At 45.6% G+C, this 22903-nt stretch carries 18 protein-coding genes and 1 pseudogene; 8 read left to right on the top strand and 11 right to left on the bottom strand.

The window, feature by feature from the left end:
• A pseudogene (locus RIC07_RS04410) lies at nucleotides 1–251 on the bottom strand (hypothetical protein); the annotation flags it as partial.
• Nucleotides 252–382: 131 nt separating this feature from the next.
• Between RIC07_RS04410 and RIC07_RS04405 the strand changes: the two are divergent.
• Nucleotides 383–1114, top strand: a complete 732-nt coding sequence (locus RIC07_RS04405) for a DevA family ABC transporter ATP-binding protein (RefSeq protein WP_446393443.1) — start codon at nucleotides 383–385, stop codon at nucleotides 1112–1114.
• Nucleotides 1115–1219: 105 nt separating this feature from the next.
• Here RIC07_RS04405 and RIC07_RS04400 read toward each other — a convergent pair whose 3' ends face one another.
• Together RIC07_RS04400 and RIC07_RS04395 are read right to left on the bottom strand one after the other, a co-directional pair.
• Nucleotides 1220–1996 carry a hypothetical protein gene (locus tag RIC07_RS04400; protein WP_446393449.1) on the bottom strand — a complete coding sequence of 259 codons (777 nt, stop codon included), beginning with the start codon at nucleotides 1994–1996 and terminating at the stop codon, nucleotides 1220–1222.
• Between the two features lie 310 nt (nucleotides 1997–2306).
• The gene (locus RIC07_RS04395) at nucleotides 2307–3968 is read right to left on the bottom strand and encodes a D-Ala-D-Ala carboxypeptidase family metallohydrolase (RefSeq protein ID WP_446393442.1); all 1662 of its coding nucleotides are present in this window, start codon (nucleotides 3966–3968) and stop codon (nucleotides 2307–2309) included.
• Between the two features lie 47 nt (nucleotides 3969–4015).
• Between RIC07_RS04395 and RIC07_RS04390 the strand changes: the two genes are divergently transcribed.
• The 3 genes from RIC07_RS04390 to RIC07_RS04380 all read left to right on the top strand — a co-directional run bounded on the left by RIC07_RS04390 (nucleotide 4016) and on the right by RIC07_RS04380 (nucleotide 7362).
• Complete coding sequence (locus RIC07_RS04390; RefSeq protein WP_446393441.1) at nucleotides 4016–4789, top strand: HAD family hydrolase; 774 nt, start codon at nucleotides 4016–4018, stop codon at nucleotides 4787–4789.
• A 262-nt stretch (nucleotides 4790–5051) separates the two neighbouring features.
• Nucleotides 5052–6884, top strand: coding sequence for an aspartate kinase (locus RIC07_RS04385; protein WP_446393440.1), 1833 nt, complete (start codon nucleotides 5052–5054; stop codon nucleotides 6882–6884).
• 214 nt (nucleotides 6885–7098) lie between these two features.
• Nucleotides 7099–7362 (top strand): DNA cytosine methyltransferase, encoded by a 264-nt coding sequence (locus RIC07_RS04380; protein ID WP_446393439.1) that lies wholly within the window; start codon nucleotides 7099–7101, stop codon nucleotides 7360–7362.
• 256 nt (nucleotides 7363–7618) lie between these two features.
• On the opposite strand, the gene RIC07_RS04375 is transcribed toward RIC07_RS04380, so the two are convergent.
• The gene (locus tag RIC07_RS04375; RefSeq protein WP_446393438.1) at nucleotides 7619–8908 is read right to left on the bottom strand and encodes a TetR family transcriptional regulator; all 1290 of its coding nucleotides are present in this window, start codon (nucleotides 8906–8908) and stop codon (nucleotides 7619–7621) included.
• A gap of 106 nt (nucleotides 8909–9014) precedes the next feature.
• Here RIC07_RS04375 and RIC07_RS04370 point away from each other — a divergent pair, with 106 nt between their 5' ends.
• Together RIC07_RS04370 and RIC07_RS04365 are read left to right on the top strand one after the other, a co-directional pair.
• A complete protein-coding gene (locus tag RIC07_RS04370; RefSeq protein WP_446393437.1) occupies nucleotides 9015–9863 on the top strand; it encodes an acyl-CoA desaturase in 849 nt (282 codons plus the stop codon).
• A 308-nt stretch (nucleotides 9864–10171) separates the two neighbouring features.
• A complete protein-coding gene (locus RIC07_RS04365; RefSeq protein WP_446393436.1) occupies nucleotides 10172–11086 on the top strand; it encodes an acyl-CoA desaturase in 915 nt (304 codons plus the stop codon).
• 112 nt (nucleotides 11087–11198) lie between these two features.
• On the opposite strand, the gene RIC07_RS04360 is transcribed toward RIC07_RS04365, so the two are convergent.
• The 6 genes from RIC07_RS04360 to RIC07_RS04335 form a co-directional block, all read right to left on the bottom strand.
• Nucleotides 11199–12680, bottom strand: coding sequence for a hypothetical protein (locus RIC07_RS04360; RefSeq protein WP_446393435.1), 1482 nt, complete (start codon nucleotides 12678–12680; stop codon nucleotides 11199–11201).
• An 899-nt stretch (nucleotides 12681–13579) separates the two neighbouring features.
• Nucleotides 13580–13810 carry a hypothetical protein gene (locus RIC07_RS04355; RefSeq protein WP_446393434.1) on the bottom strand — a complete coding sequence of 77 codons (231 nt, stop codon included), beginning with the start codon at nucleotides 13808–13810 and terminating at the stop codon, nucleotides 13580–13582.
• A 16-nt stretch (nucleotides 13811–13826) separates the two neighbouring features.
• Entirely contained in the window at nucleotides 13827–16073 is a 2247-nt protein-coding gene (locus RIC07_RS04350; RefSeq protein WP_446393433.1) for a substrate-binding domain-containing protein, read from the bottom strand.
• 24 nt (nucleotides 16074–16097) lie between these two features.
• Nucleotides 16098–17030 (bottom strand): DUF1822 family protein, encoded by a 933-nt coding sequence (locus RIC07_RS04345; protein ID WP_446393432.1) that lies wholly within the window; start codon nucleotides 17028–17030, stop codon nucleotides 16098–16100.
• A 127-nt stretch (nucleotides 17031–17157) separates the two neighbouring features.
• Nucleotides 17158–18087 carry a hypothetical protein gene (locus RIC07_RS04340; RefSeq protein WP_446393431.1) on the bottom strand — a complete coding sequence of 310 codons (930 nt, stop codon included), beginning with the start codon at nucleotides 18085–18087 and terminating at the stop codon, nucleotides 17158–17160.
• Between the two features lie 164 nt (nucleotides 18088–18251).
• Nucleotides 18252–18878: a tetratricopeptide repeat protein gene (locus RIC07_RS04335; RefSeq protein ID WP_446393430.1), complete on the bottom strand. Its 627-nt coding sequence runs from the start codon at nucleotides 18876–18878 to the stop codon at nucleotides 18252–18254.
• Nucleotides 18879–19762: 884 nt separating this feature from the next.
• On the opposite strand from RIC07_RS04335, the gene RIC07_RS04330 reads away from it, so the two are divergent.
• Nucleotides 19763–20431, top strand: coding sequence for a calcium-binding protein (locus RIC07_RS04330; RefSeq protein ID WP_446393429.1), 669 nt, complete (start codon nucleotides 19763–19765; stop codon nucleotides 20429–20431).
• A 298-nt stretch (nucleotides 20432–20729) separates the two neighbouring features.
• Nucleotides 20730–21266: a peptidoglycan-binding domain-containing protein gene (locus tag RIC07_RS04325; RefSeq protein ID WP_446393428.1), complete on the top strand. Its 537-nt coding sequence runs from the start codon at nucleotides 20730–20732 to the stop codon at nucleotides 21264–21266.
• 136 nt (nucleotides 21267–21402) lie between these two features.
• On the opposite strand, the gene hisS is transcribed toward RIC07_RS04325, so the two are convergent.
• Nucleotides 21403–22791: a histidine--tRNA ligase gene (hisS, locus tag RIC07_RS04320; protein ID WP_446393427.1), complete on the bottom strand. Its 1389-nt coding sequence runs from the start codon at nucleotides 22789–22791 to the stop codon at nucleotides 21403–21405.
• Between the last annotated feature and the right edge of the window lie 112 nt (nucleotides 22792–22903).

Genomic DNA, 22903 nt, shown 5'->3' with positions numbered 1-22903 from the left:
CCTACAATTGTCCCTAAACCCGCCCCTACAATTGTCCCTAAACCCGCCCCTACAATTGTCCCTAAACCCGCCCCTACAATTGTCCCTAAACCCGCCCCTACAATTGTCCCTAAACCCACCCCTACAATTGTCCCTAAACCCGCCCCTATAATTGTCCCTAAACCCACCCCTACAATTGTCCCTGAACCCACCCCTACAATTGTCCCTGAACCCGCCTTTAAACCCTTGCTGTTCCCTGTTCCCTGTGACACACCGAGCGTGTTACCGAGCGAAGTCGAGGTAAGCGTTCGACTGAACTTCGACAGGCTCAGTTGCCGCGCTCACGCCGAAGTCCGAGGTGTTCCCTAATCTCAACCGTTAACTTTAATTATGTCCACCACTTATGACTTATCACGTATTACGTAAATCTCCTGTTGTCTCGATTAAAAATCTAAACCATTACTTTGGTAAAGGTTCTCTACGTAAACAAATTCTCTTTGATATCAATCTAGAACTATTATCTGGAGAAATTGTCTTAGTGACGGGTCCTTCGGGTTCAGGGAAGACAACCTTATTAACCCTAATTGGCGGCTTACGTTCACCCCAATCGGGTCAAGTTCAGGTTTTAGGACAGGAACTTGTCGGTGCAACAGAAGAAAAACTGGTGCAAGTGCGCCGTCATATTGGTTATATCTTTCAATCTCATAATTTGCTCAAGAGTCTTACGGCTTGCCAAAACGTACAAATGTCTCTGGAACTTCACCCGGATATTTCTCCCGTCGAGGCGGTAGCAAAATCAACAGCACTATTAACCACAGTCGGTTTAGCCAATCATCTTAATCACTACCCCGATAACCTTTCTGGCGGACAAAAACAGCGGGTTGCGATCGCGCGGGCATTGGTGAGTCGTCCTCAGTTAGTTCTAGCCGACGAACCCACAGCAGCTTTGGATAGTCAATCTGGACGGAATGTAGTGGAATTAATGCAACAGTTAGCCAAAGAACAAGGATGCACCATTCTACTTGTCACCCACGATAATCGGATTTTAGATATTGCGGATCGGATTATTCATATCGAAGATGGACATATTCACCGAAGTAATCAGCATGTTCTTGAGCGAAGCGAAGGGTCATAAATAATACATATAAAATTGAAAAAAATGTGGCATCAGTTATTTGAGTTAAGAACAACGTTGAAGTTTGAGCAAGTTTATCTAATGATTGAGAGCCAGGAAATGGGTTCAGTGCATCCGCGCCCGATTTGTTCTTAAGGTCACATTAACCCCCTCACTGGATTGCTGAAGCACCAGTAAAGGAGTGGGTTTAGCTTTTTGATCCCAGTGAATTGAAACAATTCGCCCTTGAATCGTGGGTTGCCAGCTTTCATCCTCTGGACTAAGAAAAGTTTCGATACAATCAATAATCTGGCTAATCGTGGCTGAGGTGGCTTGAGTGGGTAATTTAGTCAACTTGATTTGAATCCGGAACAGCACTCGCATGGTACGTTTACCACTGCTTTCCGTCTCGTACTTGACATCAAACAGTTCATCAACTTGCCTCCCCGTGGTACTAGCAATCCCGACCGCGCTTTGAGTCGCCTGATTTGGTCGTAGCGCCACACTGATGATTTGTTTAACCTTGATTTTGATTTGATTCACAATGGCAAAATGGAATACCTCTTCCTCCATCCGCAATCGCAGATAGTCTAAATTGAACTCGCGAGAGTGAACCAAATCCGGATTGGTTTCCATTTTACGGATCGTGTTGAGCGCCAACTTTAACTTTTTCTGGAGATCTTTGGTTTTAAACTGCTCAAATTTCAGCTTTTTCGTCACGGCATTCAATTGCATTTTGCCATAGACCAGTAAGCCGATCATGAGTAAGAACAGTCCCATGGAGACAAACATCCAGGGTGATCCGAAAGACTGATTGTTTGGGGGTAAAGGAGAGACAGCCGTGGGTGACGGCTGAGAAACTTGAGCTAATGTAGATTCTCTAGGGATAATCGAACTGGACATAATGCCTGCTGGAGAAAACGTAAGAGTTATTTCTAGAATGCCTTCCAGGGAGTGCATCGGGTGCAATCTCGCCCTTGCTAAATCTGCTGGGGTATACCGACAGCCATTTTTTGTCGGTGGGGAAAACACTGTACCGAGTCGTAAACTCTTGCGAAAGTCCCCTAGGACTCCGCCATGAATGTTAGATTGTTCTGGATTTGTGTGGTTGATTGATTTGTTGCTTCAATTACAGATGCACCCATGCAGATTTTGAATTACAGTCCTGGAAAAAGGTAGCAGCAAACAGAGGTGTTCGTGCTGAATGTTACCCTTAGTGGCGCCAGCGTGCCCGGTAGCTGCGAGCATCAATGTGGCACAAATTAGGAAATCGAATATAGCGACCTAAACCACCGGGCCACCACGGTTCCAGAGACCAATAAATCTGATTACCACTTAACCCTTCACACACAAAATCCATGGCATCTCCCACCAGATGCCGACTATACTTGGCACCCCCAACTGCTCGATTAATGTGAGGGGGGCGATACCAACTGGTGACGATAAAAGGTCGCCCAATGCGATCGCGTGCCCGTTGTGCCAGTTTCGCAATGCGAATCATAGCATCCACTGTAGCTTGGTTCGGGGGCATACGTGTACCTCCATGGGTGGCTTCTGCCCAGGTAAAGTTACCATCGGGAATAATTGGTGCTAATAGCTGAATATTGTAGGGTGTCCACCGTTCCGGACGTTTGGGAATGACTACAGGTGTGGGCTTGGGCGGTGCTTCTTGGGCTTGGCGGCGGGCTTCATTCATCCGTTTTTGGTCGTCCAGGAGAGATTGCACTGCCTGATTTCGGGTGGGCAAATCTCGCCAAAGTTGTACTAGACGGATTAATGCTTCCCGTTGGTTGTCCTCTTCTTTATAGTCTTTGGGTATCTTGCCGACAAAGCTGATCAGTTCTCGATCCAGTTCTGCTGCCAGTTTTTGCATCGCGGTGGGATCAGTGGTACTCGCTTGAAGGATGTCTGGATTAATGCCCAGATGACTTAATACCGTGGCGCGGGAGTCAAATTGATTCCAGAGTCGAAAGCCTTCGGTGAGGGCATTGCGTTGGCTACCTTGTCCCTGGTAGAACTTCGGTATGCGCTCGACAAAGGCAATTAGCGCCGGATCAATAATATCGAGATCTTCTTCGGGGGAGGCACTTTTTTCCAAAGACGCGATCGCTTCTTCTCGGGTTCGCAGTTGACGCCATAGTTGACTTAGGCGCAGCAATGCCTCCCGTTGATGGGGATAACCGCTATAGTTGGCAGACACCCGTCCCATAAATTGCTTTAGGGGAATATCCAATAGGGATTCATCCTCACGCGCTGATTCCACCTGATCCGTTGGCACTAACGAAGCAATCGCCGCATCCCGCGTATCCAGTTCCCGCCACACTCGCACCCCTTCGACCAACGCATCCCGTTGATGAGCTAATCCCCTATAATACTCTGGCAGTCGATCCACAAGCGTCAGTAAGGCTTTATCCAGATAGGCAAGGTTTTGGGGCAGGTTTTCACTGCTAAAGTCGGCGGCTAAATCAGCTAGATAGGCTTGTTTGAGGGACTCAAAGTTACTCGGTTCTAAACGTGCCATATAGGGTTGACTGGCTGGCGGTACATATCCTCTAGCCACGTTTTGCAGGAACTTGTCACTATAGCGTCCCTGTTCGGACAGCCATAAATCATTTCCCCGTTGTCCCTGAGCAATTAAACTATCAGTTAGCGATCGGATAGCATTAGCAGCATATTGTACTTGTTCGGGGAATGTATCCACCTGATCGGGTGATACCCGATTGGCAGGCGAGATGCCTAATCCCGTTTCTCCATCAGCAAACGTCGGAGACGAATGAACCTGATAAAGAGCCGCCAAAATTGGCTTGTGAATTCCCGCTCGTTCGGCGGCTAGAAGGTAATAATAATTCCGTTGGTCTGGTAAGAGTATTGCCATGACGAATTTTGATAATCCAAGATATAGCACCCATTACACAATAATCTATGGCTTTTTCATCGATGAACTCCGCAATAGCCGCCCATTGCTGGAAAACGCTACGTCTGATTGCCACGGATATGGATGGTACGCTAACACGACAGGGTAAATTTAGTGCCGATTTGCTGCAAGCGTTGGAACATTTAAGTGCAGCGAATATCCCGGTACTGATTGTTACAGGGCGTTCCGCAGGTTGGGTCAGTGGTTTGGTCAATTATTTACCCGTACAGGGCGCGATCGCGGAAAATGGCGGATTATATTATCCAGCCGATCAAGAGCAACCTGTCTTTTTATCCACAATTGCTGATATGACCACCCATCGCCAACAATTAGCGGATACCTATCAATGCCTCAAATCCGAATTTTCCCAGATTCACGAATCGGCTGACAATTGCTTTCGTCTCACCGATTGGACGTTTGATAATCGCGATCTCACCATCCATCAGCTAGAACGCCTTAACGCCCTATGTACGTCAATGGATTGGGGTTTTACCTACAGTTCGGTACAGTGTCACATTAAACCCAGATCTCAGGATAAAGCCACTGGATTAATTCAAGTGTTACGTGATCATTTTCCCCAGTATCAACCGGAACAAGTGCTGACAGTGGGTGATAGCCCTAACGATGCTAGTTTATTTAATCCTCAGTTATTTCCCCTCTCTGTAGGCGTGGCTAATGTTTTGGATTATCGGGATGAACTGGACTATAAACCTGCTTATGTAACCAACGCTACAGAAGGCGATGGATTTTGTGAGTTAGTAGAGTACCTGCATCAATCGTGAGAGGGAGATGGGGGAGATGGGGGAGATGAGGGAGATGGGGGAAATGAGGGAGATGGGGGAGATGGGGGAGATGAGGGAGATGGGGGCAAATTGTTTGTGTAGGGGCGGGTTTCACTATTATCTTTTCGGTTACACCCAGATGTAACCAAACCCGCCCCGACTTGCCCATTGCCCATTCCCTATTCCCTGACAAATGACTCTTGACAAATGACATAAGACAAATGACGAATGACATAATAGCAAAGGTGTAGGAGCAAGATTTATGGTGCTGGTTGTCCAAAAATACGGTGGAACCTCGGTGGGGTCAGTTGAGCGGATTCAAATCGTTGCCCAACGCCTATTAAAAACAGTTCAAGCCGGTAACTCATTAGTCGTCGTCGTGTCAGCCATGGGTAAAACGACGGATGGGTTGGTCAAACTGGCTCACGAAATCTCCGCCAATCCCAGCCGTCGGGAAATGGATATGTTACTCTCCACTGGAGAACAAGTCTCCATCGCGCTGCTAGCGATGGCGTTGCAGGAATTAGGACAACCCGCAATTTCCCTGACTGGCGCACAGGTGGGTATTGTCACAGAAGCCCAATATAGCCGCGCCCGAATTTTTAGTATCCACACCGAACGGATTTCTCGGCATATCAACGAGGGTAAAGTGGTTGTCGTTGCTGGCTTCCAAGGGATCAGTAGTCTGACTGACTTAGAGATTACCACTTTGGGACGCGGCGGATCAGATACCTCAGCCGTGGCGTTAGCGGCATCATTAGGGGCAGATCGGTGTGAGATTTACACGGATGTTCCGGGTATTTTAACCGCCGATCCGCGCTTAGTCTCCGATGCTCAACTCATGGACGAGATTACCTGCGATGAAATGCTGGAATTAGCAAGCTTAGGGGCGAAGGTACTGCATCCGCGTGCGGTGGAAATTGCTCGAAATTACGGGATGCCTTTGGTTGTATTATCCAGTTGGACGGATGATCCGGGGACGAAGGTGATTTCTCCTACGCCACAACCCCGTTCGTTAGATGATTTAGAAATTGCTCGATCGGTGGATGCTGTAGAATTTGATACCGATCAGGCAAAAGTGGCAATGCTGCGGGTTCCCGATCATCCGGGTGTCGCCGCCCAATTATTTGGTGAAATTGCGGGTCAAGATTTGGATGTGGATTTAATTATCCAGTCGATTCATGAAGGGAATACGAATGATATTGCCTTTAGTGTAAGTAAGGGTATTCTCAAACGGGCTGAAGCCGTCGCCGAAGCGATCGCACCCGCGTTTCGTAGCCCGACTAATCCCAGTGCTGATGAGGCGGAAGTCTTAGTGGAATCGAATATCGCCAAAATCGCGATCGCGGGGGCGGGGATGATTGGACATCCCGGTATTGCGGCGCAAATGTTCACCACATTGGCAAATGCGGGGATCAATATTCAGATGATTTCCACCTCTGAGGTAAAAGTAAGCTGTGTGATTGATGCGTCTGATTGTAATCGTGCGATCGCGGTTTTGTGTGACCAGTTTAATATTAAGAGTTCCCCTGCCCGTTTACCGATTTCCGAGAATGTAGAGACGTTGCATGCAACGTCTCTACATTCAAATCCCGTTCGAGGGGTTGCCCTTGACCAGAATCAAGCCCGTTTAGCTATTCGCTATGTTCCTGATCGTCCGGGTATGGCGGCTCGGATATTTAGTATCTTAGCCGAGCAAACCATTAGTGTGGACATGATTATTCAATCTCAGCGCTGTCGCGTGATTGATGGAATTCCCACACGCGATATTGCCTTTACTGTCGCCCAAGCTGAGGCGGAAAATGCCCAGACAATTCTCCAGGAGGCTGCACCTATTTTAGGGTACGGCGAGGTTCTCCTTGATGCCGATATTGCTAAAGTTAGTATTGTTGGTGCAGGAATGATTGGACAACCCGGTGTAGCGGCGCGGATGTTTGCCGCTCTTTCTCAACACCAAATCAATATTCAAATGATCACTACGTCAGAAATAAAAATTAGTTGTGTGGTGAATAAAGACCAAGGGGTGACAGCATTACAAGCCATTCACCAGGCATTTGGTTTAGCCGGAAATCAGCAAGTTAAGGTTTCAGCTTAGGAGGTATCCTACAGCTTCTTGTTTCCACTTCAGGTTACTATCCTTGCCTCTGAATTCACTCGGACGCAACCTGGCTTAAGTTGACGCCCATGACATCGATGCTACTCGAAAATAATAACCCATAAAATTAGGGGTGTCGTTTGGGAATATCCGTTATTGTGATAGTCTATAAGTCTGAGGATCAAATAATACTTCTGTACTGAGTGTCCATTTTATGTTGTCTGCCTTATCTCTTTTCTCAGGTGCAGGTGGGATGGATATCGGTGTCCGTCAAGCTGGCTTTGAAATACTAGCTGATATCGAAATTGACCCATACTGCTGCCAAACCCTCCGCAGCGTAATGGACAGAGAGAATCTGAGAACTTTGCTTCTTGAGAAAGATATCAAACAAGTTGATCCCGGTCATTTAATGAGAGATTTAAATATACAACCTGGTGATTTAGATCTACTCTTTGGTGGTAGTCCTTGTCAAAGTTAGTCCGGAAGACCCCAAAATCGGCGACTTCTTCAACTTTACCAGGAGGTAAGTCGCGGATTTTTTCAATTAGCCTCTGTTCAAAATAATTGAGGATAACTGTATTATTCATATTTTAATATTGGGTAAGTAGTCGGACAAAAGAAAACGTTACTGTATCAATTTTTGCAAATTTCTCTCAAACCTTACTGTTCCCTGTTCCCTGTTCCCTGTTCCCTGTTCCCTATCCTCACCACAATACTTATTCAGCAACCCCTACTCAAGGTTTTTGATCTAAACGAATCGCCCGTTCCAACGCTGTTTTTTCCCTTGCTCGGCGAACATAAGGCTCTAATTGTTGTACATCCAAACCGCTTAAAATACTTAAATCCTCCACATTCATCCCTCGCATTAACAGTTCCACACACCAGGTTTGTCGCGCTTGCTCAATTGAGGGAGATGGCGTTTCCAACTCAGCGGTAAAGTTACGCCATGCAGCTCTTAATTCTGGCACAGACATCCGTTCTAAAGCTTCATTAACAAACAGGGGTGAGCGATCATCTTTACGACTTTTGAGCCATTGGTTTAAGGGATTGCGGGTGTAAGAACCATAGCGCTTGCCCATAATCCACTGATTTACAGGGACTTGGCGCACGTTACCTTGAGTCACTTGCAATAAGTGTCGATGGGCGTCACTAATTTGGTGCGATCGCTCTAAGGCAATAATTTCTTCTACCCGCAACCCTGCACCAAAGAGAATATAGGCGAGAGCATAATCCCGTAAGCCGCTTTTTTTGGCTTGTTGCAAAATCGCATGAACTAAGGATGCAGGTAAATCGGCTACCGTCTCAGAGGAGATGGCTGGAGAGGTCGAGTTCAGGGAAGAATTGGGGATAGGCGGGCGCACTGTCTCCACTGTGTCGCCGTTTTCTGGTTCTTCCTCCGCCTCTTTCCGTCTCTGTAGCTCTCCGTCTGCAAAAGCTCCGTGTAAGATGAGTTCGATCAAACTTTGCAAAAACTCCTCCTGATTCTGCCAAAGCCTGTGGAACTCGCTGGTTAGTTCAATCACCAAATACCCAAATAACATCCCATTAACCAAACTGGCTAATTTTTCCGCTGATAAACGTAAATGTAAGCGATCGCGTTGAATCACGGTGGTAAGATAATCAGCAAAGTCCAGGTTGGCTTGAGTCACACCTTCTCCTAACGCCTGACGATGCTCAACCGTATATTTTCCTGACTCCCCAACCACAGAACGCAGTAATTCGGGCATTTGCGTCAGAACCTGAAGGCGATCGCGTCCATAGTTAATTAGCGCCTGCTCAAACGTCGTTGTCTGATCGACTTGCGCTCTGAGTGATTCACCCAGACGGGTAAACACCCCAGAGTCTTCGATCACCGCTAAGAGTAATCCTTGTTTGTTACCAAAGTGACGGAACAGTGTGACTTCATTAACCTGGGCTAATTCCGCAATCTGACGTGTGGTCGTCTCGGTAACCCCCTGAACGGTAAACAACTCAAGCGCTGCTTGAATCAAACGCGCTCGTGTTGTAGAACTGGTACGAGACATAGTTTAGTAATGTAAGTAACACTTGCATTTTGATGGATAAATCGTTAAGCTGATGGTAGAAGTGTAAGTAACACTTGCACCTCAATTCCTACTCTAACGATTCTCAATGACTAATCATTCAATCTCAGTGCCTCCTCAAAGTCGCACTAACTTACCCTTTCATTGGCCCAGTCTGCTATTTTTTGGCACGATTCACGCTTTGGCACTGCTGGCGCCCTGGTTTTTTTCATGGTCAGCCTTGGGAGTAATGATACTTCTCCACTGGCTCTTTGGCAGCATTGGCATTTGTTTAGCCTATCATCGGCTTTTGACCCATCGGAGTTTTCAAGTGCCTAAGTGGTTAGAATATATCCTGACCACCATCGGGGCTGTAGCTCTACAAGGAGGACCAATCTTCTGGGTAGCAGCACACCGTCAGCACCATGCTCATCCCGATGATGCAAACAAAGACCCTTACTCAGCGCGATATGGGTTTTGGTGGAGTCACATGCTTTGGCTGTTTTATCACAAACCCGAATTTTTTGATTACGAAGTTTATCAGAAATACGCTCCTGATATGGCAAGAGATGCCTATTATCGCTGGTTAGATCGCTACTTCTTATTGTTACAACTTCCCCTGGGTCTATTGCTTTACGTAGTCGGAGGATGGCAATTTGTATTCTGGGGTGTCTTTGTCCGAGCTGTCGTACTGTGGCACAGCACCTGGTTAATTAATTCTGCCACTCACCTGCGCGGTTATCAGACTTATGAAGTTAATGATGGTTCTCGCAATCTCTGGTGGGCAGCTATCTTAACCTACGGAGAAGGTTGGCACAACAATCACCACGCTCATCCCAATGTTGCTCCGGCTGGACGTAAATGGTGGGAAATCGATATGACATGGTGGGCAATTCAACTACTACAAGGAGTGGGTTTAGCCAAGAAAGTTGTTCTACCACCCAAAAAGACAGCCTAGTAAAACCCTTGGGAAGTTTGTATGCTCTTGAGGATCGCGAAGGGTCAAAAGTTTGTTTTCATCAGATTTTTTGAAGAGTTAGCCAACGTAGGTATTGTTCTACTTTAGATTATTAATTTGAAGATAGCCTGATGCTAACTCAATTAATAATTGAATTTAATATTCATGAGTTACATTGAACCGCATGACTTGACAAGCGTAGGTTATGCGGTTGTTTTGTAGGTCAGAGGAATTTCTCGGTAATAGGAAAGTAGGGGCAGGTTTCATTAACGGCTTATTTAACCATCCTTTTAGGACAATAGAAAAAAATGAGGCAGTATTCTCCACTGACAATTATTTCTTATCTAATCGGTCCGACGCTGATTATCTTTAGCCATATCGGATCATTACTTGTTTTTATCACGGGTTTATCGTGGGGCGCTTGCCTATGGATCATATTTTTATATGTCATCCGTATGCTGGCAACAACCGCCATCTACCATCGACTACTCACCCACAAAAGCTATCAAGCTCCGGCTCCAGTTCTATGGGTAGGAAGTATTGTGGCGGCGGCGGCGGGGCAGATGGGTCCAAGTTGGTGGAAAGCACACCATGTAGCCCATCATAAACATGTCGATCAAGATCTCGATCCCCATTCCCCCTGTACACCCGTTCAGGGGATCAGAGGATTTTATTGGTCTCAAGGGGGTTGGCTATTATCCCCCCGGTTCTTTCCTGCCAAGCTACCTGCCGATGTTGAGAGTGATCCTGTTTTAAAGGTGATTGACCGTTTGCACTTTCTCCCTCTAGTGGCACTGGGAACAATTTCTTATCTCATCGGTGGCGTTGAATATCTTGGTGCATTTTTTCTCAGCACAACGCTGCTGTTTCATGGCGTGCAAACCGTCAACTCCCTTTGCCATATTGTGGGGGAACAACCTTTTATAACTGACGATCTCAGTTGCAATAATAAGTTAGTAGCATTTCTAACTCTGGGTGAAGGCTGGCATAATCTCCATCATGCCTTTCAGTCATCCAGTCGCCAGGGGATAACCATTCGTTCTGGACAGGTTGTCTATCTTCCAGATCCCACGTTTAGCTTCATTAAAATGCTTGAGTTCTTCAAGTTAGCGTCAAAGCTTAAAGTACCTACTGAAACCAAGCTGCTGGCTTGTGCCAAGGTTCTAAGCGTTCAACCGTCAGAGTTGCCAGCCGTCGTAACGACATCAGTGGATTTTGAATAACCTTGAGTTGACTTCTCCTTGGTATAAATAACCAAGGATTCTAAAAGGATACTTCGAGACGGGTTAACCCTTCGACTTACATTGTCTTACATTGTTTTGTTTTGGGGAAACTTCACTCTAATTCCACGTATTCGGCTAAATTGTCAATTTGGGGATCAGGAAAGCGATAAAGTAAACGCCATAGCACTGTATAACTCCCATCTAAACGTTGGTGAACAGGTTGAAAAGCCACAATAACATCGCTGCTTGGTGTCTTTAGAATTTCGGGTAAATAGCGGCGCTGCGATCGTGAAATTGGTTCTCCTTCCAGTACAGCTTCAGGTAACTGGAATTGGATTAATCTGACTAAATAGGTATTATTTAATCCTACCTCTGAACCTATAGCCGCAGGTGGGCTTAAAGGCGGGACAAACCCAATCCCATCTTTACCCGTATAAAAGCGCCGTTGATCGATTTGTAAGGCTTCTACTTCATTGGGTGGACGATAGTTCAGAAATAAATCTCGTTGTTCGGGTGTCAGGGTGGGAATTGTTTGTAGATTGGCGTTGATTTCGTCTAAAGAAACATCACCCAAATTGACGATAAAGCCATAATCCAGCCCTTGCAAAGGAATGGTGAAGTTTCCATTTTCAATTTCCAACGCCAAGCTAGGAACGGAATCCGTCGCCGATTCAACCCCAGTCGTTAAGGGAAAGGGTTGGGGGAGAGGAGATTGCAGGCGGTTTCGTAGCTTATTGGGATCAGGTTGATAGCTTTCGGCGAGAAAGATACGGGCAATCCCGGTGTTGGGTTGGTCAAGAAAGTCTGCATATCGCTGGGGTTCTAAGGGCAAAAGACCCAAAGTACTCTGAGTTGGAATTACCGTGTAAACACCAGGATCAATTATACGAGCAGAGTCGGGAAATGCGGGTAATGTGGGTAATAGTTGTTCCCGTGCGGCTAAAAGGGTTTTAGTCACCGCTTCCGGAGGCGCGATCGCAGGTTGTAACGGCTGTCTCTGATAGTCTGTAAGGGGGCGCTTTGTTGGCATACCCAAGACAGGCGGTTCCGGTTCGGGGAAGTCGGGTACAGGTGCAAATTCAGGACGAAGTGGTGTGGCTAAATTCAACCGCAAGCCTGGACGTTGATCATCTAATGGTAGGGTACTAGGTGCAGCTAACCCAGCTAGCATCGGTAACCGCATATCCAACAGATCAACCATTGGTTCCAGCTTTTGGGTAGACACATAAAGATTACAATACACCTGTCGCTGGGGTAAGGTTAACGGCGCAGGAACATCGGGATCAGGTGTTCCGTTATTACAGAGAAACTGGGGAATTCGATACTGACTATTCAAGAAGCGTTCCACTTTGCCGAGGTGTAAGAAAAGTTGCGATCGCGTCGCTTCTACTTGATATACATTAGGACTGTAGAATGCCCCCTCAATCCGATTAATCAAATTCAGTTGTTCTTGAACCAGTCCTTCGGCTGGACGCCAAAATCCTTGGGCAAAGCTAGATTGTGCTATTGTATCTTGGGCATTTGCCGTTGAGGGCGAAAGTAGCGGGAACGATAGGGATAAGGATACTAATACCAATAAAGATGAGTAGTGCATAAACTGTAGGGGCTTATTGCTTTGCGCCCGATTTAACGGTAGAATCTACTCCACCATTTTAGCTGTGTCACGTTAGTAGTGGTTCGGCACACCTTATTTGATCAATTAACCATTAGCCCCGAAACTGTAGGGGCGCAGGTTGTGCGCGTTCAATCGTCAAGTCTCTTCCATCATTTTAGCTGTGTCAATCCAGTAGCGTAGCGCGAAGTGTTAGCGAGTAACAAGCGTTGGAATAAGCATCAGTATCTGGAGATATTCTTCATTTCGCTTCGCTTCATTCTCTAATGGCATAATCGGACACTTGATTAATAGTGGACTTTAGACGAATCAGATCCGGCACAGCGAGCGATCGCACTTCTTTTGATACCACGATTCACGACATACCCCTTGACTCTTTACTTTCTGCTTCGCTACTGACATTTCCTTAGCTTGACTCAATTCTATTTCGGCTTAATTTGTCAAGTTATGATAAGCTAAACTATTCTTTCCCCCAGAACTGTTTAATTTTTTCAATCAGGATCTCATCTCAACAAAACGTCATAATTGCTCGTTTTTTACCTCGTTTTGGGAAAAGGCTACGAATTTTCAAGGGTTGCGGCGATTGTGAGAGCATTGTGCGATTTTCAGGTATACTATCTATGGTGGGTTTTTTATCGGCAAAAATAATTTTGATACAGCTAAACCCCTTGAATCTTCGTAAGACTTTGTATAATTGATGGTTTTCGTCTCACTGCCAACCTCCCCCTTGGACGCATGTATTTTGTTAAAGTTATAATAAAAATTATTGCCAGCTATTGACAAAAACACAGAGTACACAGATGGAATGGCACTTTCTAGAACATTAAATAGTCAAGCACACAGATTGACACAGACAACTAAATAATTCCCCCACCAGCTAATCATTTTTTTATCCTTTGCTCCCCCTGCTCCCCCAGCTCCCCCAGCTCCCTCTGCTCCCTCTGCTCCCTCTGCTCCCCCAGCTCCCCCAGCTCCCCCAGCTCCCCCAGCTCCCTCTGCTCCCTCTGCTCCCCCTGCTCCCTCTGCTCCCTCTGCTCCCCCAGCTCCCTCTGCTCCCCCAGCTCCCCCAGCTCCCCCAGCTCCCTCTGCTCCCCCAGCTCCCTCTGCTTCACCGTATTGCCCGCTGCACTAGGGCGACGGACAAGAAGCCTGAGCAACCGGAACAAATCCCGGTTCTTTTACCATCGCTTGACCCTTACCCGTTACTATCAAATTAGTATAGGCTCTCCCGGCTTGTTCTTGGGCATTATTCTCACCGGGAAAATCTTTAATAATCACAAATAAGTTTCGAGTTAAAGGATACTCTCCACTTTTGAAGGCGGTTAAATTAACCTGATTGCGCTGCTGGGGACAAGACTCTAAGGGAACTAAATCACCCTGATAGGGAGCAATCGCCGTCTTTCCCGGAAGTCCCAACGGTAAAGGACGAATGCCACATTGAGAGACAATTTCCGGTGCTGAGGCGTAGTAAATACCGCCTGGATCATTGCTGACTTTACTGATTCCCGTGGTTGTCGAATCAACAAATTGGACAATTTGGGTATTTAACGGTTGTCCTGCTAAAACCGCATCAGTAAAAAATCGCACGGTTCCGCCTTCGGGTGCGCGGGAGTAGGGAGTAATCGGTAAATCCGGACCTCCCACTTGTTGCCAATTGCGAATTTTTCCGGTATAAATATCTTTAAGCTGAGTTAGGGTTAAGCTAGGAACATTAAGTTGAGGATTTACCCCGACTGCGATCGCGTCAATCGCCACTGGTTTCTGAATCAGTTCATAGCCTTGCTGTCTCGCCTCGGCTAAATCTTTTTTTCGCAGATGGGTAGAGGATAAACTGAAGGCAAAATAGCCTCCCAATACCTGTTCAATTCCCTCCACTGAACCACTATACTTCGGTGAATTGAGTTGAAAATCTTGCAAGGTTGTCTTGATCTGTTCATGCAAGGGTTGAGCAAGAGGAACCCAAGTTGTACTTCCCCCATAGTTAAACAGTTGTCCTTGGGGAATATTAATCATGAATGGTATCCGATTATCGTTCAATGAACAGATAGGGCGTTTCCACCATAACCAACCACTAATAGCTGAGATACAAATAGCGCCGCCCAAAACTCCGATACCTATTAGTTTACCGATTGGCTTTTTCCCTGGGGGTGAAACCTGGAGAGCTTTATCCTCAGTCGCCGACTGTTCCGGAGAAATCTGTTGGGGTATCGTCTGTTTATCTTCAGGTAAAATTGGCGGTTCAACCGACTCCACTGATTCGGATTTAACCTCAGGCTTTTTCTTTGCCAAAAAATCGTCCCACTTCACGGGTAAAACTGTAGGATTTTGGCAAATCACGGGTAATAGACTTGCACCCGGAAACCTTCTCTCAATATCCGATAAGTCATGTAACTTTTCCCGTGCTTCTCGGACTGAAGTATATAACGATTTGCCACTGGAAAACGATTCCAGAAAATATCTCAAAAATTCCTGAGCAAACTTATCCGGTACAGGTTCCCGCATAACAATCATTTGCGGGATATTCAGCCGCTGCAACTCATTGGCTAATCCTAAACCATCACAGGAATTAAAAATCGCCAGTTGTAACCCTTTCTTAATCGCTCGTTTTAGGGTATTTTTCAACTCGCTAATGGCTAGCTTCTCGGTTTGATTGATATAAATATAACCGCAATCGCCATCTCCTTGAGAGTAACTATGTCCCGCAAAGAAAAGAATATCCCACTCTTCACTCCACAGCGTTTCAAATTCTTGACGTTGCGGTTCCACCAGAAAGCGGACATCAGCCTGGGGTAAATTTTCGAGTAACCCTCTGTCTCTGGCAATATTAATTCCCTGGCTATTGCCTAAAATCGCCAAAATTCTAACTTTATTTTTCGGTTTAACCGGCGTTCCGACATCATGTTCCGTCGGACTAATCGCCACAGCCGCATTGGGAAACTCGTCAAAAAAGTCCCACGTATCCCAGGGTAATTTCCGCAAGTTATGTTCACTGGTGCGGATAATGACACGAATTTCTTCGTCTTCGTCTAACTCTCTGAGTAATTGCTCTTTGACACGGCGAAACTCTTCAGCATTAAGCCAATGATTGAGACTGCCTTTTAGGGTTTCAAATAAGACTTGACATTCGTCAGCAGAGACAGGGGGAAGAAGTTCAGTTTCTTCCTCTAGAATAACTGGACGCCTGAACGCTGTTTCTAAGCGGCGATAGGTTGTTTTCCAATTATCATAGTTTGCCGAAACCTGTAAATTAGCGGGTAGACTACCACCCGTTCGGATTTGACGATGGGGCAAACTCTCATCACCAATTTCTAGGGTAATCTGAAACCCTTGGCTAAAATCCCCATGTTCTAGATTAAGTTTAACGACCTTACCCATAGTTATATTCCGGCTTGACTCAGTTTAAATTATAAAATCCTCCGTTACGCTCTCCTCATCCAGCACCACTTTAACGGTAAATTTTTCCTCAGGTTGATCAATAAACTGAAAGGGTTTAGTTTGAATCGAATGATCAGCGTTTCCGGCTTGGGTGTCTAGAAAAGGTTCTCCGGTTTCATCCAGTACCATTAACTTAATTCCTTCGGGTAAAGGGGTGTTACTCGTTAAGCAGCGAACTTTAACCCGGATGCGAACATTTTGTTCATTGTCTTGATTCAGGTCAAGTATAAGTGCTAGATTGTGGTCTTTCAGTTGGATTATCTTCCCCCGCTTAACCGTCGCCGGATTGACACTTCTGAATGCTAGACTAACGTCTGGTGTACCCAATAATGCTTCAACCGTTTGCCAACCCTCTGCCACAATATTATCAAACCATTGACTTAAGTTAACTAGAGGTGATGGTTCACGTTTGGGTTGAAGACACTTGAGCAAATCATCCAAAGATTGGAATTGGTTAAGAGATAACTCCTCCGTAGTCACAGTTTGAGTAAAACCCAGTAACGTTGCTTCGGTGAGAGATTCATTCATCCCGACGGCAACATAACCAATCCTATCTTCCCAAACTTCCGCTGGAATGTAAACCGAGTTTGTATCCGAGAACACAGGACGACACTCAAGTTTTACCCATTGCCCTTGCCGTTTAACCTTTAAGTCGGCAATATTGGCTAAAGACTGGATTAATGGGTCCCAGCTATCGCTTCCAGTTAAGTCTGTTTCTATTCCTTGGCGTTTGAGGTAGTCATTAACTGCATACACGGCTAAGGTATTCAGATAAACCTGCTGCGCGTTGACAAAATTAAAGGGAGTGGATTGATGTTGACGAAACTGTTTGGCGTTTTGATGGACTTGCCAACCTAGCTTAACTTTAGACATCGAGGCTTTATTGATATGAATCATCACGTTTTCTCCTGTTTATCGGTGTCGCCGTAATCTAATAAGTGGGTTGTTGAAAATAAACCGAACACTCCACCCGTTCTGTAAATCGTACTCAAATCATTACAAATAACATAAACCAATGACGAACTTATGCACAGTCTTGGACGTACTGTCTAATTCTGGGCGCAAGCCGTTGAATACAGCGCCAATAGAAACTACTTAGGGTGGTTACGGGGATTCCCAAGTCTTGAGAAATCTCTTTCCAGCTTTTCCCTTGAATCCGTTTGGCTAAAAATATAGCTTGAAAGCTGGCGTTGGGATTTTTTTGAATCACTTCCCGTTTAAAAATATTGTCGGGGTCACGTTCTACATAGTGCATAATTATTTCAAATGTCGTGGGAACTGCTTCAGTTGTTCCCAGATTATCTATTTCCTCGATAGCAATTGGCTTATCTTGGGTAATCTGGTAAGAGGCTCGAATGTCTCTTAATGTTCTATCCAGTCTAAAGTTAACCCAATTCATAAATACCCCCTTCCCTCGTTCCGGGTCATATAAGTCAATTTTTTGGAAAACATAAAGCAATGTCCGATTGACAGCATCATCATAAATTATGTTATAAAAATCACGAGAAAGTTCACCTCGCTGGGGATGGATCAATCTCCGGGATAGTTGAATCGCATTAATGAGTTCAGTTAAGAGATATTGGCGTTGCTGTGTCTGGGCTGGATGCTGTTTCGCTTCTAGGGCTAGCGGTTTAAGACGGTTGTCAGTGAGTATGTCTTGAAAGGCTTCCCGCATGCGTAGATTTGCCCATTCTCTTAAAGATTCATTTTCAGGATTGTAGCGGTCAATATCCGAGGACAGAGTACCCAAAAGTTGCTGGCGTGCGGCTTGGTAAATGTCTTGGCAAGCAGGGGATAGGGATTGATCTTTAAGTGGACGGCATATTGGGCGCGATCGCAGGATTCGATCAACGAGTTTGGTTACCGTTTGCCTTCGCTCTATACTTCCTGGGACAGTTTGTTTGACCTCAAGAAGTAAATTAAGTAACTCAGTCTTTTGAGATGTATTAGACATCCATTAATCTCCAAATTTAAATACGTCCGATTCATTCCTGTATCCATTATTATGTTTTTGCCAGAATCATTCATTGTCAACACTCATAATAGTCAAAGGGAACTCAACTCTTGAGGTATTGTTTCTGAGCTAATTGGGGTCATTTAAATTGCTGCATCAAAGCTTTAGCGGTTGCGGTTAATTATCGCTTCCGTATTTTCAATAGCTTTTGTCGCATAGCTATCTCCTGGTCTTTGATTTAAGGCTCTTTTGAAATTAATTAAAGCCGTCTGATAATCTCCCTGGTCGAAAGCCGCATAACCAATCCGCATATATTGAGTATAGTCGGGTTTGGCGGTAGGGGATGAAGTCGTATTCGGTGTAGGAGATAGAGGGGGAGGTGGAGATGGAGATACAGCCACCTCAGGAGTAGGAGAACTAGCGGGCGTTTGTATTGGAGATAACTCTTGTTCTGTATCTATAGATACCTCCGATTCTGGCATTTCTACGAAAATGTCATCCTCCGATAGAGGAATTGTACTATTGGAAATCAAGTTAAAGGCAGAGAGTCCGCCAAAAAGCATTCCTAATCCCGTCAACGGTAAACTGGCAAGCTGTAGGAAGAAAGAACGCCTGACTGATTGATTACTCCATTTCATGATAATAAAGACTAAACCGGCGAAAGGAATGAATAAACAAGCCAATCCCCAACCCCAGTGATCCATGAAGGCGAGAATTAGCGTCCAAAACCCGCCAATGATTGCCAAGATAAAACCGAGGAAAAATAAAGCAATTCCAAGTAACAAGTTCATCAGATGACCTCTTTAACTAGGCTGTCCACAAAGCAGAATGATTCCCAGTGTCCATGTCAGATATCTGACGCGACGAAATTACTCTGCGAATTACAACAGCTTAACCGTTCACTGGATCACTCTGGCTGAAGGGGAAGATTTTACGCGATCGGTCAGTTTTTATTACAAAACTTTATGTTAATGACTGGATGTAGGCAAATGACTAGGGTAGGACGCAATTTGAGGATTCAAACCCTACATATAGACACTGTGCCTAAGTCCTGTAGGGGTTTCAATGTCGGCTGAGACAGTTGGTTATGTGGATGTTCATAAGTTTTGTTAACTATTTGGATTTCCGGCAAAGAAACGTCTATACTCCTCAACTAGACATCGATGTTCTAACCTTACGGCTACATAAGTAAGGTTAAATTCAGGTTAATTTTTGAGGACTTACGCCCGAAAGCGTAAACCTCCCAGATACAGTGTTTCGTTGCATTAGTTTTGACTTACATTCATTGAGCGTGAAGGAGTAAATCCTGTGTCTGACTGTTCAGGTTGTGTAAAGTTTTGTCAAAAAAATCGCTCATTCGCGTGCTACCTTTGGTTCGGGTCCAACGGAGGGAACCAATCAAGCGTTACTCACTAACGGAGGTAGTGCTGTAAACGATACCCAACTAGAAACTTTCTTGGGGTTGACTTCCGGAAGCCTAGTGCAAGAAGGCAGAAATAACTGAACAGCTAATATCTCCCCCAGCTCCCTCAGCTCCCTCAGCTCCCCCAGCTTCATCGTCTCTACGAAGCTGCTCAAGTATTTTTGCCGCGATGCACTAGATGGTCTGGGTAATGGCAATGCTACCATTGGTTCAGCAATCAAGCAAACAGTAACAGTATCGGCTGGCACTCAATTGAGCTTTGATTGGAACTTCCTCACCAACGAAGGTACACCCACTTCCTTTAACGATTTTGGCTTCGTTTCGATTGTGTCAAATACGTTGGACACGCTAGCGAATACCAATAGCTCTTTCGGATTCTCTCCTACCATTTTCAATGAAGAAACCGGATTTGACACCTTCTCCTATACACTGATTGGCAACAGCTACGACCAATTATTTGGTGAAGCTGGCGATGATCGCCTGGATGTATCCAATGGTGCGGGAAACAACCTACTCGATGGTGGGAAAGGCGACGATGAACTGTTAGCCAACCTCAACGATCAGTTGTTTGGCGGCAAAGGTGATGATATCCTGATTGCTGGTTTCAATGACCAACTCTCAGGCGGCGACGGCGATGATCTATTGTTCGGTGGTTATGGGGGTAGCACCATGACGGGTGGCAATGGTGATGAGCAGTTCTGGATTGTTAATGGCTTTGTTCCCAGTGCGGCTCACACGATTACTGACTTTGAGGTAGAGATTGACCGGATTGGCATTCGTGGTTTGGGCATCACGTTCCAACAGCTCGACCTGATTCAAGATGGGAATGATACTCGCATTAGTGTCTTCAATACAGACTTAGCTATCTTGACGGGGATTCAAGCGAGTGCCCTTAACAGTAGCGATTTTATCCTCGCCTAGCCGGACATCATATTAATTGGGCGGTTGTAGACGCGGAGCGGCTTCCCGTAGGGTAACCGCAGCTACACAAACGAAACCCGCCTGCGCGGGTTTCCACAGGTTGAGATAAAATCCGTTAAATTTAATTAAGCGATCGCACTCTTGAACCTTCCCACTCAGGCGCGATCGCTTTTGTTTGATTTCCCTTCCGTTAAACCTACTGTAGGATTAAGTTGAGAAGTAAGCTTTAGCTTACTTTAGCTTTAAGCCGGAAATTTATTTCCTGGCGTCCAGTACTTAAACTTATGAGGACTGTACTATGCAAGCGCTTTTTAATCCGGAAACGACATCAAAGGTTAGACTCACCGCTAAATCGTCGGTTCGCAAACCTATACTGCAACTGGGTTCGGTGGGAGCCGAGGTTTTAGAACTGCAAAAGCTTTTGGCTCATTGCGGCACCTATACGGGTCCCATGGGAGGGTATTTTGATCGCTCGGTTCATGATGCTGTGATGGAATTTCAGCAAAGTATGTTCCTCAAAGCTGATGGTATTGTCGATTCTCTGACGTGGCAGGCTCTTTATCAAGGTTCCCCGGTTAATATGCCTGTACTCAATCGAGGTAGCAGACATGATATGGTGATTCCTGTACAGTGGGTGCTGCATCTGACTCAGGATTATTCAGCGCCAATTGATGGTGATTTTGGCGAACAAACAGAACGTGCTGTGCGATCGTTCCAAAAACGTCATGGCTTAGTGGAAGATGGAGTGGTCAGTGAGCAAACCTGGTATGCTCTTAGTCAGGTTCATGTCAGTTTGCTCCATAACCGTTATCAAGACGCTTTGGTGGCAGTGTAGTTCATGGTTCATTTTTCGGAAATACGCGATCGCTAGCAACAGTAATCCAGTAATCACACCTAATTCGGATGATTAGCAAATTGTCTGTAATTTATGCTACAAAGAGACGCGCCATGGCGCGTCTCTACAGGAATGCTTAGGCTAGTTGCTTGCTCACCTCATCAGCTAGCTGCTCTATATTGACAGCAATTTGCTCCCCGGTTTTCAGGTTTTTCAAACCGCATTGTTGAGCGGCTGCTTCTTCAGAGCCAATAATGACACACAAGGGAATTCCCCGTTTATCAGCTTGCTGTAACTGTTTGCCCACAGAACGCTCGTCAAAACTGGTTATTGTACTAATTCCCGCCTGACGCAGTTTCTGAGATACGTCTAAATACAGGGGCATCAGGTCACTTTGCATATTCACCACCATCACTTGGGCGGGTGTAGACGAGAAGGATTCTAGAATCCCGGCTTGAATCAACCGACTCATCAATCGAGTTAAGCCGATGGAAATGCCCACTCCTGGCATTTTATCCCCAACAAACATACCCACGAGTTCTTCATACCGTCCCCCGGAACAAATACTGCCCAAGGCTTCATGACCAACGAGTGTTGTTTCATACACCGTTCCCGTATAATAATCTAATCCACGGGCAATGGAGAGGTCAATGCAAAATACGCGATCGCTCACCCCCAAATTCCGCACTCCGGTAATCACCGTTTCTAGTTCAGCAATGCCCGTTTTCAATACCTGAGCGTCTGGTTTATCCTCAAGCATGGCGTTTAATTGTGCCAACACGTCATCTACTGACCCCTGAATCTTGGTGAAGGCTAAAATTTGTTCGACTTGTTCATCTGATAACCCTTCAGCCAGGAGCGCTTTTTTAACCTTCGTTTCGCCAATTTTCTCGGCGGCATCTACAATCCGAATAGAGGGCATAATTTTGCTCTCATCTAAACCAATCGACTCAAAGAACCCACTGAGAACTTTACGATTGTTGATGCGAATCAAAAACTCTCCTATATTAATCGCCGTAAAAATTTCGGCAATAATCGCTGGAATTTGGGCATCATAGAGCAAACTCAGCTTATTACGACCCACTACATCAATATCACATTGGCGAAATTGGCGATAGCGTCCCGCTTTTGCCCGTTCTCCCCGAAATACCACATCTATCTGATAGCGGGCAAAGGGGAACTGAAGTTCATTTAGGTGACGGGCAATATAAGCCGCTAAGGGAACCGTCTGATCAAACTTTAATGCCCTCTCTTCTGAACCACTTTCTCCCGCCTGTTCTTTTTCGGCTTGGCGATTGGGCGGCAAAATTGGTTGCAATCCGTAAATAATATTATCCCCTTGATTTCCTTTGGCTTGCAGGACTTCTAATCGCTCAACTGCTGGAGTTTCGATGGGGGTGAATCCATATCGCTCAAAAACTTGGCGGATGGTATCTATCAAATACATCTCCAGACGCTTTTCGCCGGGGAGAAATTCGGGAAAACCACTCGGACAAGAAAAGTTTATTTTGTCAGCTTTTGCCATTTTTCAGGGAACAGGGAATAGGGAACAGGGAATAGGGAACAGGGATGTAGGGGCGGGTTTTACCGCTCACATTTTGCCATAAACCGATAATTTGACTAAACCCGCCCTTCTA

Source organism: Coleofasciculus sp. E1-EBD-02 (assembly GCF_040218245.1).
Taxonomy (GTDB): domain Bacteria; phylum Cyanobacteriota; class Cyanobacteriia; order Cyanobacteriales; family Coleofasciculaceae; genus Coleofasciculus.
The sequence above is the reverse complement of the archived record's forward strand: the minus strand, read 5'-3'. Positions and strand labels throughout refer to the sequence as shown.